Source organism: Gracilibacillus salinarum (genome assembly GCF_022919575.1).
Taxonomy (GTDB): Bacteria; Bacillota; Bacilli; order Bacillales; family Amphibacillaceae; genus Gracilibacillus; species Gracilibacillus salinarum.
The window spans coordinates 950,988-966,084 of record NZ_CP095071.1 but is presented as its reverse complement, the minus strand read 5'-3'; the positions used below and the strand labels follow the sequence as shown (position 1 = coordinate 966,084).

Below are 15,097 nucleotides of genomic sequence, written 5' to 3'. Positions count from 1 at the left end.
TAGCTTCAGCCGTGCCCCACAGGACGCGGAGTGGTTGGACGGAGCGGTATCATAACACTAAGAACGTTTCAAAATGGTCTCAAGGTTTAAAAGCACACATCCCGTTACTTCATAGTATATCCATACAGTTCAACAAATAATGAAATTCTATATTCGGTCATTGCAAATGATCATAAGCCTAATTCTTCAGAGCAAAATAAGAGGAATTAGGCTTTTGTGCTTTAATAACGTATTTCTATTGGTAAACGCATAGACGTCAAGTGGTAAATTTGGTGGCAATGGCTTTAAGTTGCCGTTCTGTGGCAGAAGGCAATCCTATACCAAATAATATTCACAACGCATGTAACCGTACATATAGCTACGACAGCGAATGTGATAGGGGCGATTTGACCGGAAACTTCACCAATTAGCAGATTAATCGGGATTAAAGCTAGATTAATTAATATTCCCACACCACAAAATACGGCCAGCACATATTTCATAGCGTCCACTCCAATCATATACATGATTAAGGGGATCATGTAAAACATAAGAATCATAATGACAGCAAGCCACATACCTAGGGAGTTAAATGTATTCGTATTTGGGCCGGAGTCTGCGAGTGGAGAAGCGGAGCTTAGTGTCATCATGGCGCAAAAGAGGATAGCTGAGAGTAAAGTGGTGATAACCACACGTTTTTTCATTCTTTTCACCTCACAAAAATAATAGAACAGTACTTTAGATCAGCATACACAACTAATTATTCATTTGTAAAACATTTACATATACATTTTCTGGTATCTTATTGCGTTTGTCAAGGTGAAAATCACAATCATTTTAAATTTTGCAAAAATAAAGGACCGATTATCTCACATGAGAATAATCGGTCCTTTTGTGTTAATATAAAAGCTAAATCTCATTATTCTTCGGGTATAGCTGTCTCCGCATTAACATAACCTGCACCGTAAACATTCTCATCACGATCTACCCAGATATCAGCACCTGTCTTCAATCTTTCTTTTATTTCATCAGTTGTCAGGTCCGGATTATGTTGTTTCATTAAACTAACTACACCAGCTATGATAGGGGTTGCCATTGATGTTCCTGACATAATATAGTATTCTCCGTCTACGCGATTCGATTTTTGGAGGCGATCAAGATAGGAATTAGGTGAACGTAAGGAAATAATATCGACTCCAGGTGCAAGGATATCTGGTTTTATTTCTCCATAAAGTGTTGGACCTCGGCTTGAGAAGCTTGCTACGTCATCATCATTGCGTGTGTTTGCTGTAGTACGGTCATCAAGTGCTCCGACTGTAATGACACGATCACTTAGACCAGGACTGCATATAGTTTGCGGATCTGGACCGCTGTTACCAGCTGCCACACAGACAGTAATACCACTTCGCCAAGCTTCTTCTACAATTTGAACCATAGGATCGCGGTCTTCATCGCCATAACTTTGGGCTTCTGTCCCCAGTGACATGCTGATAATGTCAATAGGACTAGTAGGGTGGTCCTCGTTATATTGAATACACCATTCCACACCTTGCATGATCGTATCCAATGAACCTGACCCCATTTTATTTAATACTTTTACACCTGCCAGATTGGCTTTAGGGGCAGGTCCCCTATATTTTCCATCAGAAGCTGATGCGTCGCCGGCAGCATCACCAGCACAATGTGTTCCGTGGCCATTATCATCATATGGATCTGTACGATGATTAATAAAATCTGCAAAATCAGTAATTCTACCTGATAAATCCTGGTGCGGATGTATGCCTGTATCAATAATGGCAATTTTAGTTCCTTGTCCAGTTAATGCGGTATTATTACGAAATACTTGCTTTGCTTTGGCTGATTCAACGGCTACATCCAATAAAGCTTGCACTTCTTTATTTTTATATATTTTTTTGACGTGATTACAGGTGGATAATATTTCTTCTAAACTGTCAGGAGTCATATCAGCTGAACAACAGGATATTCTGTTGTAGTGGTGATATAACTTATTCTTTTTATGTTTCTTGGTGATTTCTGCTATTTGCTGACAACCATCTTCATATGCCTCAGGTTGAAATTGTACAATAACAGAAAGTTTTTTCTTACGTTTTAACTTTTTTTCAAATAACCCATGCAAGAAACACGGTGTATATTTAAAAGGTCGATACAAATGAATTAGTTCATCACGCAAGGATCGGTCTAACTGGTGACTATAATTTCGAACAGTCTGAATCATAGCATATCCAAACAAATTATCCCCTCATTTCTTCTTTGTCTACTTCAATCTATGAAGGGATAATTTGTTTGGCATCCATGATTGTCCAATTATTGTCGAAAATAGGTGAATTTAAGAGATTAAAGAGTTTATACTAAACATTACAAAAAAAGCAGAGACTAACCATATCCAAACTCGAATTTGGAGCTTAATGATCATGTAGTCAATATTTTGATAGATTTCATCTGCTAAGCAAAGCTCCGAAAATAGGCTCCGCGTCCTGTGGGCACGGAGTGATTGGGAGGATCGATCACTTCTATGACTGTACATGCTTTCTTATACTTGGTACATACTAATTTCTCACTATGTTGTGCTACGTCATTGCTAACATTATATGCTTTCCTACCGTATAAAAAACCAGCTATTCCATTTATGAAATAACTGGTTTTAGAGTAATTTTGTATTGCACACAATTCTTTACTTTATTACGGTGCTAACCGTCTGTAAGACTTCCGCTTCAAGTTCACAAAGAAGCTAATTTGGAGTAAACAGACGCTAACACCTGATAAGTTTCGCAAATGATCGGTTTGGGGTCAAAAACCCCATTGATTAAAGTCTCACTTTATCCATTTTTTCCGCTTTGACCATTCATATATAATCGCATTACACTCATTATAATATTTGGTCGGTACTTGGTGCTTGGAATGGTGGATATAAGCAACCTCTGTATCGCCAATCTTCTCTTGAAAACCGTGGCGGTAGGAGTGAACATAAAAGTCATTTGCTCCATAAATAAGCAAAAGTGGACAGTGGATATGGTGTAAACGATCAGTAGCTTGATAATGCAATCCTAGCTGATATTGTTGTGTCAGTGAATGTGGGTTTGTTTTCTTTATTTCCAGTTCCATGTCTTTAGCTGCTTTTTTATCACGAAAATGGTTGAAGCTAAGTGCTTTTGCAAGTAAGCTGATCCATTGCCACTTTGCTATCGAAATCCCTATCTTGTACTCCAGCCGTAACGTGCTATTCGCTGGAGAATGGTAACCACCTATCAATATAAGTGCCAGCGTATGATTCGGATATTGTAAAGCGAACTCCTGCGCAAGCAAGCCGCCATTTGAGTAGCCACATATGATGGCTTGACTAATGTCATTCGCATCTAGAATTCGTTTCACATCATTAACAAAATCAGAGAATTGAAGGGTTTCATCTTTATTACTGCTTCGGCAGTCTCCTCTGTTATCAAAGGTGATGACCTTGAAGTGATCCTTTAGTAACTGCTGGTAGCGAAAGGTTAGATGTCCCATAGCTGGCGGAGATATAAAAATGATGGCTGTTCCTGAACCAGTACATTGAAAATACAATGAAGGCTGTGTTTCAGTATATGGCATAATCACACTTCCTATCTGACTGCTCGATTTCATCTATTAAGAGTGTTCACTACCAAAGATTATTTTATCCAGATTTGATCGTTCTGTTAACGCTCCTTTTGTGTATAGTTAGCATAAAATTGGAATTTTTTCGTAAATAGTATTGACGTCAAAATATTTTGAATATATAATTATTGAGCATTGATAAAAAAATTTAAAAGGAGGTTACGCAAAATGAATACTAAACGATTATTTCCTGTTCGTATTCTACAACTGAATGATATTACCGTGACCTCCATTTCGATGAATCAATAGTTCGTTACACAACTATTATCATTAGAAAGCTGTATGTATGAAAAGTCGGATGATCACGGATTTGTTCGTGATCTTTTTTGTTGCCTGTTAGAACTGGATAGATGTGCAACATTTTAGCGTATACGTCACGAACGTATACGCTTTTTTATTTTTATCAATGTACAAAAAAATGAAGGAGGAAGGAAGATGATATTTTTGATGGGAGTAGCAGATAACAAAGATAGGATAGATGGTGGATAGCAGGAATAGAAGAGGGTCGTCAGCAGAGGGGAGAGAGGTTAGCGTATGTTTTCAGTATTTTATAAATTATCATGGTTTTTTAAAGAGCAATGGGTTCGTTATTCCGTTGCGATCACAGCACTAATTATCGTAAGTTTTATCGATTTATTGCCACCAAAGTTAGTAGGGATGGCGATTGATGCGATTCAGTATAATGAATTGACTGCAGAACGTTTAATGCAATATATTGTCGTCTTTATCGGATTGATTGTGATTAGTTACGGCATCATGTTTTTGTGGGATTATCATTTATTCGGAGGATCCTTATTATTAGAAAGAAAAATGCGCTCGAAATTGATGAGCCATTTTATGAAAATGAGTCCTCGTTTTTTTAGTCATAATCGCACTGGTGACTTAATGGCTCGTGCAACGAACGACTTGAAAGCGATTATGATGACAGCAGGTTTCGGGATACTTACACTGGTAGATTCCACGATTTTCATGTCCTTTATCATTCTCATGATGGGATTTACAATCAGCTGGCCATTAACGCTTGCTGCATTAATTCCAATGCCGTTAATGGCAATTATCGTTCATCAATACGGGAAGATCATTCACACCCGATTTACTGCGGCACAGTCAGCTTTCAGTGAATTGAATAATTATACGCTGGAAGCGATCAGAGGTGTCCGGGTTACCCGAGCATTTGTACAGGAACAGCAAGATTTTGAGCGGTTTTCAGATAGGACAGAAACAGTCTTCCAAAAGAATAAGTCCGTAGCCAATATGGAAGCATTCTTTGAACCAACAATTAAAATTTTAGTAGGGATTTCGTACACAATTGGACTTGGTTACGGTGCGATGATGGTGATCGACAATCGGATATCATTAGGAGACCTTGTAACTTTTAATGTTTACTTAGGTATGCTGATATGGCCAATGTTTGCGATTGGAGAATTAATTAATGTCATGCAAAGAGGGAACGCATCGATCGATCGTGTAGATCATGTATTTGCACAACAAGCAGATGTAACGGATCCTGTCATTCCCAAAAAGATAGAGATACCAGAAGTAATTCATTTTGAACAGGTGGATTTTACTTATCCGGATGTTACTGGCAAGCAATTAGCTGGCCTCAACGTTACGATTCAACGAGGGGAAACAATCGGGATTGTTGGCAAGACTGGTTCTGGAAAAACAACATTTTTCAAGCAGCTATTGAGGGAATATGCTCCGCCTCAAGGAAACCTAACCATCAATCAGATTCCGATAGCAAGTTTTTCGTTGGATACAACAAGATCATGGATCGGATATGTACCACAAGAGCATGTATTATTTTCTAAGACAGTCAAAGAAAACCTGACATTTGGCTGTGGTTCCAAATCAAATCAAGAAATCGATCGTATCCTGGAATCTGCCTGCTTGAAAGCAGATATGGAAGCATTGCCGGAGGGACTTCAAACGTTAGTTGGAGAAAGTGGTGTAACCTTATCAGGGGGACAGAAACAGCGTGTTTCATTAGCGCGAGCATTATTAATGGATCCAGAAATATTGATTCTTGATGATTCACTTTCAGCCGTAGATGGTAAAACAGAGGCGAATATTATCACTCATTTAAAAAGAGAACGAAAAGGAAAAACAACTATGATCGCTGCCCATCGCTTGTCAGCTGTTAAACACGCGGATCAGATTATTGTGTTAGACGAGGGGCGGATCGTGGAAAGTGGCCGGCATGAAGAACTGATGAAACAAGCTGGCTGGTATAAAACACAATTTAGCTTGCAACAGATGGAAGGTGGTGAAGAATAATGAATCCTTCAACAGAAAAAAGATTATTACGCTACGCTTTTACGAGTAAAAAGTTTATTATAATTGGTTTGGTCTGTCTCATCATTGCTGTAGGTCTTGAATTATCTGGTCCACTGATCGCTAAAAGAGTAATTGACCATCATATTGTTGGTGTACAGGCAAATTGGAAGCAAGTAAATGCAAAGGATGACCCGGATACTATTGCCTACCAGGATATGTTCCTTAAAAGAGCCGACCGGGTGATAGGTGAAGACGATGTAATAAACGATTTTACCTTACTACAATCCGAGAGAAGTTATTATTTAATAGAAGGAAACATTTCTGCAACTAACACAGTTGAATCAGCAGAGAACGGGTTGGTAACGGTTAGAGACGGTGATTCAGCGACAGAAGTCGAAGGACAACGAATATCTGCAGCTGAGCTGGTAACATTCTTTCAGCCTGAATTTCATCCAATTATTCTGTTGTTAGCTTTATATATCGGACTTATTCTGATTGCGGCTGTTTTCCAATATTTTAAAACGTATTTACTTCAAGTTTCTGCAAACAAAATCATTCAGCGTATGCGAAATGACGTGTTTACTCAAATCGAAAAATTGCCGATGAAGTACTTTGTCGATCGGCCGGCTGGTAAAATCGTAGCACGAGTTACGAACGATACGGAGGCCATTAGAGAATTATATGTAAAAGTATTAGAAACATTTGTTAACGGTTTTGTTTATATGACCGGAATCTTTATAGCACTGTTTCTATTAAACCCACCCCTGGCCAGTTTCTGTTTGATTTTAATTCCGCTTCTTTATTTGTGGATGAAGTTTTATAAGAATTTTGCTGGTAAATATAATCGGGTGATTCGTTCGACCAATAGCGAAATTAACGCATCGATTAATGAATCGATTCAAGGAATGCCTGTCATTCAAGCGTTTCGCAGAACGAAAGAAACGCAGGATGAATTTGAGGTGCTAAATAATCGTCATTTTGCTTATCAGAAGAAAATGATAGTATTAAGTGCACTCACTTCATTTAATCTTGTCAATGCTATTCGTGGTATTGCGTTTGTCGGATTTATCTGGTTTTTTGGTTCTGCGTCGCTAACAGGCGAGAGTATTGTGACAGCCGGTGTTCTATATGCATTTGTCGATTATCTTACTCGTTTATTTGAACCAATGACGCAGATTGTTAATCAATTACCACAATTAGAGCAGGCAAGAGTAGCGGGCGGCAGGGTGTTTGAATTACTAGATGAAGAAACTGAAGTAGTAGGTAAGGTAGAAGAGCAAAATGTTCAAGGGGATATTCTTTTCCGGGATGTCAGTTTTGCTTATGAAAAAGATGAATACGTATTAAATAATCTTAGTTTTCATATTAAACCAGGACAAATGGCGGCCTTCGTGGGTCACACTGGTTCGGGTAAGAGCTCAATTATGAATGTTCTTTTCCGTTTCTATGATCCACAGCATGGTAAAATCGAGATTGATGGTGTGAACACAATGACGCGCACCAGACAGCAAATTCGCCAGTCAATCGGTATTGTTTTGCAGGACCCGTTTATTTTTACCGGTACGGTTCTTTCAAATATTACATTAGAGGATCCAACTGTTTCACGAGATAAAGCAATTGCAGCTTTAAAAGCAGTGGGAGCGGATCAATTTATTGAAAAATTACCGCAGCAATACGACGAGCCTGTCGGTGAAAACGGTAGTCAGTTTTCTACCGGTCAGCGGCAATTACTGTCATTTGCCAGAGCACTAGCTTTTGATCCCGCCATCTTGATATTAGATGAGGCTACTGCTAACATCGATACCGAAACAGAAGGAATGATTCAGGAAGCCATGCAGGTATTAGCAAAGGACAGAACGATGCTTGTCATTGCCCACCGTTTATCAACGATTCAGCATGCCGATCAAATAATTGTGTTGGAAAGAGGTAAAATTATAGAAACTGGATCACATCATGAGTTATTGAAACAGAAAGGGAACTATTACCAGATGTATCAGATGCAGTTAGGTACCGACCGCGAAGTTACGGCGGTATAATTTGAAAAAAATATAATATACTAGTTTAAGTGTCAAAGGATGAGGGTATATAGGTCGTATGTATGAATCGATCGTATAAGTACCCTCGTTTTTTCTGATTTTGTAAGGTTCATGGTCGATAATTGCTATTAAATGTTGTAAAATATTTTATGATAAATTTATTTGTAGTAGTTATAGGAGGATATTATGACGCCATTAGAAAAAGAAAATCTAGCAACCATCTCAAAAAAAATCTTGAATGAAAAAGATAAACTAGTAAATGAGATACCGGTACCTAAACTTAACGGCGTTGATATTACCAATGATTTAGTTCAATGGCGTAAAGAATTACTTGATGTATATGCTGAGTCTATCGTTTCTAATAACCAGATACCAATTGAACAATTAGAAGGATGGGGCGTTGAAGTTAGTAAGCGATTATTAGATCTCATGCTGCCATTAGATATTGCTTTGGAAGAGATCGGCAATTATCGTGCGGCAATTAGTGAAATTATTCATCAGGAAGCAGTGGACACGGAATTTACTTTAGAAGCGTACAATAGAGCAATTGTTAATTTTAACTATATAGTGGATCAAGCGGTAAAAATTGTGAGCAGTCATTATATGCAGGATTATAATGATACGATTGCGAAAGCGCGTTATGCGGTGGATGAGTTATCTATTCCACTAGTAAAAATAACGGAGCAAATCGGTATTATTCCGATTATCGGAGAGATTGACACGCATAGAGCAGATCAATTAATGAAAAATGCGTTAAATCAAGGTAATAGCAATGATTTAGAGTATATTATTATTGACCTGTCAGGGGTTAGTGCTATCGATACAATGGTAGCACAGCAATTGTTTAAAGTGATTGAATCATTAGAATTGATCGGTATTCATCCATTATTAAGTGGTATCAGACCAGATATTGTCCAGACAATGGTAAGTTTAGGAATTAACATGAGACATATAGATACGTTTAGTAGTTTACATCGAGCCTTGGCTACCATTCAATCATTTGATTCCAACTGAACAAGTTTATCAGCCAGTTATTTCATTTTATGAAGTAGCTGGTTTTTATTTTCCAAGAAAGCATAAAAGTGCAGTCACAAGCAGTAATCCTTATTATAGGAAGTTGTCTATTATTAACATCTATTAGGACTGACGAGTAAGTCCGGTATATAGAAGCACTTACATACAATGGGATATATAATGATAGGTTTTTAGTATTTTTTTACGGGAATAGTTATATATTCAATACTACAGGATTAATAATAGAAAGAGAAAGTAGGGAGAGAGATGGATGCAGCGAGAAAGTATACGTACTGGTCTCTAGCTTGTTTGGTTGTCTGCTTATTACTTTGGTTACCAAATTTGTGTATATCAAAGAGCAGTGCGTTTTGGCTGTTTACTTATATTGTGGGGCCATTAGGGGTTTATTTCGCACTTAAAAATAAAAATAAGCTCTTAATTACGTTCAACGGAATTATGAGTGTTAGTTTTTTTCTGTTTTTGGCCTTTGATTACTACTTCGTCGGACCGTAATCTCCTTTTGCTTTCCTTGAATTACTAACGCGTTTGTAAGATAATGTAAATAGCAAAACTGTAAAGAAAGGGGTGTTATTTTGCATTATCCATATTCTTCAACTGTCAACTGGCGAAAATTTAGTATATATTGTTTACTTGTCGCTTTTGTAATTATTTTTATAGGTTCCTATTACATCTTGCAGTCTACAGGTATTGGATCCTACGCAAACATAATCATTTCCATTGCTTATTTAGCAGTAATTTTATTTTGGTTATTACGAGGGATGTATTATTGGAAGCTTCCGAATAAAACTTACATTGGTGCTAACGAAGATCAGTTAACAATTGATCGCATTTCATTCTTTCGTACACGTACGATTCCTCTTGAACAAGTGCAACGCATTGTCGATCGAGAAGAAATGTTTATCGTTGTTGTATCGAATGGGAAAGAAGAAGTCATACAAAAAAAGTGGCTGTTAGAGAAAGATGTAGAACAATTAAAAAGGGAATTGTCTTCACTATTTGGCGACAGATATGTTACATCTTCTTAGTGACGATGAAAGTAAAATATAAAAGAAAAGCACCTAAATGAATCGAGGTGCTTTTCTTTCGTTAAGAAGGCGAAAAATATCAGCAATCAGTTATTAGCTGCAGTGTCAAGCTTAAATCACTGCAATTCCCATTGAACCTTAAGTATAACGTTTTATGCACTATGCGTTAGCTATTTACTTTCTAATTTTTCTAAATAGGAAGATGCATAATGAGTTAGTATACGATTAGCAAACGTTGAAATCTTGTTTTGTTTTGTTCCTTGTTCCACCTGTCTATTGAATTTGTTAATAAATTTAATCGCTTGTTTAGATGAACCTTTATCAAGATGGTGTTTCGCTTGTTTAAGACTATTTTCTAATGGGGCAGCTAAAGAGCCTTTTATATCACCGGATTGTTTAAACTGATTGAGATAATTATTTAGTACAGTGTCATGTCCAGGTATTACGGTTACATGATTAGAAGATTCTGATTCCCCGGCGGCATTTTCCCCTTTAATAAAATAGGTATAGTGAACACCTGGTTCCGCAGTACGATCATAGAAGGTGTTGACTTTGGCATTGCCTAGGTTCTCCACTTCATCACCATTTTTTCGATAAATATTGTATTGACTGGCTCCGCCATTAGCAGTCCAAGCTAGCCCAACAAAGTCAGTTCCAGTCTTAGAGATTCTTAATTGACTCGGTTCTTGAGGTAATGGCATTTCAATCAAAAGAGATTCGGAAAAATCCGATTCACCTAATTCGTTGATGGCTTTTATTTTGTAATTGTAGCCTGTTTGATTAACACTGATCGAATCATCAACGAAGCTGGTCGAATCTGTCTCAGTCAACATGCTGTAGTTACTATCTTCATTCGCTTTTCTATAAATGGCATATTGTTCAGCATCCTGCACAGCATGCCATGATAGTTCGAACGAAGAGGTCGTCACACTCTCAGTTGTTAAATTTGTTGGTTCCACAGGAAATTCGATAGCTTCTTTCGTTTCGGTAGTGAGTACTTCTGACTTATCTGATTCACCACCAACTCCAATTGCAGAAACCTGATAGGAATAGGCAGTGGAAGGCTCCAAAGGTTTATCGATAAACGATGGAGAATGAGTATAACCAATTAACTCAACATTATCAGCAGAATTGGAAGATCTGTATATTTTATAACTCTTGGCACCTTCTACTTCTTGCCACTCCAATACAGCGGTAATAGATTTGACTTCTTTAATGTTAAGTTCTGCTGGCTTAGTTGGAGCTGGTGTATTGGCGTCGAAATACAAGATATCTTTCGCTTCCGACAGACTTGACTCTCCGGCAGAATTAATGGAAGATACTTTATATTGATACGTAATACCCAATTCGACTGTCTCATCTGCATAGCTTGTTGAATCAGAGCTGGCAATAGCACGATAAGCAGGATCCATGGAAGAAGATCGGTATATCAAATAGTTTTCAGCGTCTGATTCGTTCGACCAGGTTAACTCGACCTGTTTATTCTCAAGATCTGCTGTTAGTTGCTCAGGTCTACCTTGTGGAGCTGATTCTTCGGTTGCTGTCGGTTTTATCAGAACAAAATAATTCATTCGTTTACTATTGTTGTTTGAGCCAAGAATAGCATGATCTCCAGCTGTGTAATGTTTTTTATACAATTCAAAGGTGACCGGCTGATCATCTGTTATCGATAAACCTGTTTCTTCATAAGAAGATAACCAGTCTGGTTTGTCACTTATTCTGCTGTCATGCGCGACATACACATCAGCATCCCCAGCTAAATAAAAGGAAACTAAATCTTCACTAGAAGCACTTCTGGAATTAACTGCAGATCGGATCCATTCGACTCCTAATAATTCTTGGGGAATGGTTGTAAAACGGTAGCTATCACGATCTCCTGCCACAAGGTTCCCCGTTTGTAAATTTTCTTCAATAGACCAATTAAGCGCATTGGCATGACCATTACTACTATTATCATTAATAACTACATTTCTTAGTATGTCTCCGTCTAATACGGGCAATGGTTCAGGATCTGTTTCAGGTTCAGGATCTATCACTGGAGGCTCAAATGGTTCTTCGTTCCATACTGGGGGTTCCATTGGATAATTTTCAGGAAAAGTAGAGCTGGCTAACTCATTCAAATAATCTTCTAGATTTGTATAGCCGTTTCCGTTACTATCCTGATTTCGATCTGCTGGATCTTCATGATCTAGGTTTTGTTTCTTCTCCCATTTATCTGGCATACCATCCTGATCGGTATCATCGTTACTTGTCTCTGAGCCTAATTCAGGATAGCCGCCAACATCATTCTCATTTCCGATAATAGCGCCTGTTTGATTTCTGACGTCATAGATTACTTGTTGATCGGTCAAATCCCGCTCTAGCGAGGAACCAGCATAATCCAATACATGCTGATAGGCATCATCGGGATTCTCGGTATTGGTCAGAGGATAAGCAAACCGGTTGTCGACAATAACGCTCGGACGTTCTTCTTCCATCATATCTGTTCCTGTGTTTGTTCCGTCCAATTTTCCGTTTTTATTACTATCAATTTTGTTATCTTGCAGGAATAAGCTATAATTTTCATTACCGCGAACGATCGCATATTCGGGATTTGCCGAATTCACTCCAGCTACAAAATAGTTCCCAACAACATTTCCATAACCTTTAGTGCCTGATTCGCCACCAGCTACATAAGGATATCCACCCCAGTTATACACAACGTTATTTACAAAATCGATTTGCCCTTTTGTTTTGGGGTTCCGGTCGTTATTGTGAGCATAAAGATTATGGTGCATCGTTATTGTATTCATCTCAATCAGACCGCCCATAGAGTGAGTTAACAGCCCTTCTGAGATTATCGACCATTGAACGGTGATATTTTTAGATTCAGGATTCTCATAATTCTTACTTAAGATGGACAGGTTCTCGTCTGTCCCCCACGAGAAGGAGGAATGATCGATGATAACATTCTGACTATCTTCAAAATATAACGCGTCATCTTGGAAATCATTTTTTCCTAGCCGGAATCGCATGTAACGAATCACGATGTCATGGCTATCTATAAAACGGATATTATTTCCTTTAATGGTCACTCCTTCTCCTGGTGCTGTCTGACCAGCTATTGTAATGTTCGCTTTATTTCTGACGATAATTTGTGGAATAGTGATGTTACCGGAAATATCGAAAACGATTGTTCTTGGTGTATCTCCGGCAGTAGTTAAGGCATCATGAAAAGTTCCTGGACCTGTTAATTCATAACTTGTGACATGATACACCTCACCACCACGTCCGCCTTTTGCATATTGCCCAAAACCTTCTGCCCCCGGAAAGGCGAGCTGGTCTGTGTCTTCAGAAGATGCTTGAGCGACAGGGGAGATGGCATAGAAAGCACAACAGCAAACAAGAGCATAGAGTATAATGGCTAGCGTTCGTTTCATCGGATCCCTCCAATTAAATTTTTTGGCTGTTGATGTATGGCGCTATCCTCCTCTCTTTCTTATTACCATACAGTCTACCAGTTTTGTAAACGCTAACAATGAACAATTATTACAATTAATATACAAAAACGTTAGTCAACAATTCTTGTATGTTTGTAAGAGACTTCTAGATGAAAGTCTCACTTTATTGAAATGCTTCATACAATATAAGAATAGTTAATCATACTAAATTGTTTTGTTAACCAATAAAAGCAACTCTATAACAAATTAGCTAAAAAAGTGTTATAGTATAATTATGTATTTATAGGTATGAAGGAGCGTTAAAACTTGGCAAAAACGAAAGAGCAAGAAAGTATTGCAGATATCGAAAAAGAATTACGATATATCTCAGGTATTATCAAACAAAAAGGTCGTGAAATTTTAAATAATTATCCGATCACGACACCACAATTTATTGCTTTACAATTTTTGTTGGAGCACGGTGATTTAACACTTGGAGAGCTATCCAAGAAAATAAACCTCGCATTTAGTACAACAACTGATCTCGTGGACCGTATGGAAAAGAATGATCTCGTGGAGCGGGTACGTGATACGAAAGATCGACGCGTGGTACGAATACATCTGTTGGAAAAAGGAAGAGAAATCATTCATGAAGTAATTGAAAAACGACAGAAGTATTTAGGTGAGGTTCTATCGAATGTTAAAGAGGAGGACATGGAACAGTTATCTACACTTTTACATCTCCTTCACCGTGAGATGCGACAACAAACAAAAAATGCAAAATTGTAAAGAGGCGATGAATAGTGAAACAACCAATTGGTGTTATAGATTCTGGTGTTGGCGGACTGACCGTAGCGAGTGAATTAATCCGGCAGCTGCCAAAAGAATCCATTATATACTTAGGTGATACCAAACGTTGCCCGTATGGTCCGCGTCCTAAAGAAGAAGTGATAAAGTACACATGGGAAATGGTTCGCTTTCTGTTGACTAAAGATATCAAAATGCTTGTGATTGCATGTAACACAGCAACAGCATTTGTCTTAGAACAATTGAAAGAAGAACTGCCATTTCCGATTGTAGGTGTGATCCAACCTGGTGCCAGAGCGGCGATTACGAACTCAAGGACAGGTGACATTGGGGTGATCGGCACAGAAGGAACAATTAACAGTCGTGCCTACGTGGATGCATTAAAGTATATTAATTCACAGATTACAGTTCGAGACCTAGCGTGTCCAGCTTTTGTGCCATTAGTTGAACAAGGGATTGTTAAAGGAAATGAAGCGTATCAAGTAGTACGAGAAACCTTGCGACCAATGAAAGAATATCGCGAGATGGATACGATCATCCTAGGATGCACGCATTATCCAATGATTAAGGACCTGATCCAAGAAGTAATTGGCTCGACGGTGACAGTCATTTCATCCGGAGAAGAGACTGCCCGAGAGGTCAGTACCATTCTTGGCTATCAAAAGAAATTGTATCAAGGGCAAGAGGAACCGCAAAATCATTTTTACACAACAGGGGACGTGGAAGTATTTCAGGCAATTGCTTCACGCTGGTTTGACCAAAGAGTAGACGCAGTCAGCAAAATCGATTTGCATTCCGTAAGAAGCGTATGAAAGGCATAAGAGGAGACCTCTTATGTCTTTTTTTTAAGCAAAGAAAGTATATAAGT

Annotated in this window: 10 protein-coding genes; 6 read left to right on the top strand and 4 right to left on the bottom strand. The window is 38.2% G+C overall.

Annotated features, from left to right (window positions below; all coding sequences use genetic code 11):
* Window positions 1-284: 284 nt before the first annotated feature.
* The 3 genes from MUN87_RS04840 to MUN87_RS04830 form a co-directional block, all read right to left on the bottom strand.
* Window positions 285-683 (bottom strand): DUF5391 family protein, encoded by a 399-nt coding sequence (locus MUN87_RS04840; protein ID WP_244746548.1) that lies wholly within the window; start codon window positions 681-683, stop codon window positions 285-287.
* Between the two features lie 215 nt (window positions 684-898).
* Window positions 899-2,230, bottom strand: a complete 1,332-nt coding sequence (locus MUN87_RS04835) for a S8 family peptidase (RefSeq protein ID WP_244746547.1) — start codon at window positions 2,228-2,230, stop codon at window positions 899-901.
* A 581-nt stretch (window positions 2,231-2,811) separates the two neighbouring features.
* Window positions 2,812-3,585: an alpha/beta fold hydrolase gene (locus MUN87_RS04830; RefSeq protein WP_244746546.1), complete on the bottom strand. Its 774-nt coding sequence runs from the start codon at window positions 3,583-3,585 to the stop codon at window positions 2,812-2,814.
* 579 nt (window positions 3,586-4,164) lie between these two features.
* On the opposite strand from MUN87_RS04830, the gene MUN87_RS04825 reads away from it, so the two are divergent.
* The 4 genes from MUN87_RS04825 (at window position 4,165) to MUN87_RS04810 (ending at window position 10,003) form a co-directional block, all read left to right on the top strand.
* Window positions 4,165-5,907 carry an ABC transporter ATP-binding protein gene (locus MUN87_RS04825; protein ID WP_244746545.1) on the top strand — a complete coding sequence of 581 codons (1,743 nt, stop codon included), beginning with the start codon at window positions 4,165-4,167 and terminating at the stop codon, window positions 5,905-5,907.
* A complete protein-coding gene (locus tag MUN87_RS04820) occupies window positions 5,907-7,943 on the top strand; it encodes an ABC transporter ATP-binding protein (RefSeq protein WP_244746544.1) in 2,037 nt (678 codons plus the stop codon). The genes MUN87_RS04825 and MUN87_RS04820 overlap by 1 nt, the downstream gene beginning before the upstream one ends.
* 186 nt (window positions 7,944-8,129) lie before the next feature.
* Window positions 8,130-8,957, top strand: a complete 828-nt coding sequence (locus MUN87_RS04815; protein WP_244746543.1) for an STAS domain-containing protein — start codon at window positions 8,130-8,132, stop codon at window positions 8,955-8,957.
* Between the two features lie 593 nt (window positions 8,958-9,550).
* Entirely contained in the window at window positions 9,551-10,003 is a 453-nt protein-coding gene (locus tag MUN87_RS04810; RefSeq protein ID WP_244746542.1) for a hypothetical protein, read from the top strand.
* A 170-nt stretch (window positions 10,004-10,173) separates the two neighbouring features.
* Here MUN87_RS04810 and MUN87_RS04805 read toward each other — a convergent pair whose 3' ends face one another.
* Window positions 10,174-13,422 (bottom strand): FIMAH domain-containing protein, encoded by a 3,249-nt coding sequence (locus MUN87_RS04805; RefSeq protein WP_244746541.1) that lies wholly within the window; start codon window positions 13,420-13,422, stop codon window positions 10,174-10,176.
* 327 nt (window positions 13,423-13,749) lie between these two features.
* On the opposite strand from MUN87_RS04805, the gene MUN87_RS04800 reads away from it, so the two are divergent.
* Window positions 13,750-14,211, top strand: coding sequence for a MarR family winged helix-turn-helix transcriptional regulator (locus MUN87_RS04800; protein WP_244746540.1), 462 nt, complete (start codon window positions 13,750-13,752; stop codon window positions 14,209-14,211).
* A gap of 14 nt (window positions 14,212-14,225) precedes the next feature.
* Window positions 14,226-15,041, top strand: a complete 816-nt coding sequence (racE, locus tag MUN87_RS04795) for a glutamate racemase (RefSeq protein ID WP_244746539.1) — start codon at window positions 14,226-14,228, stop codon at window positions 15,039-15,041.
* Window positions 15,042-15,097 lie beyond the last annotated feature (56 nt).

Coding starts and splice junctions, on each gene's coding strand:
- MUN87_RS04820 (WP_244746544.1), top strand. CDS start 5,907: ATGAATCCTTCAACAGAAAAAAGATTATTACGCTACGCTTTTACGAGT.
- MUN87_RS04830 (WP_244746546.1), bottom strand. CDS start 3,585: ATGCCATATACTGAAACACAGCCTTCATTGTATTTTCAATGTACTGGT.
- MUN87_RS04805 (WP_244746541.1), bottom strand. CDS start 13,422: ATGAAACGAACGCTAGCCATTATACTCTATGCTCTTGTTTGCTGTTGT.
- MUN87_RS04815 (WP_244746543.1), top strand. CDS start 8,130: ATGACGCCATTAGAAAAAGAAAATCTAGCAACCATCTCAAAAAAAATC.
- MUN87_RS04825 (WP_244746545.1), top strand. CDS start 4,165: ATGTTTTCAGTATTTTATAAATTATCATGGTTTTTTAAAGAGCAATGG.
- MUN87_RS04840 (WP_244746548.1), bottom strand. CDS start 683: ATGAAAAAACGTGTGGTTATCACCACTTTACTCTCAGCTATCCTCTTT.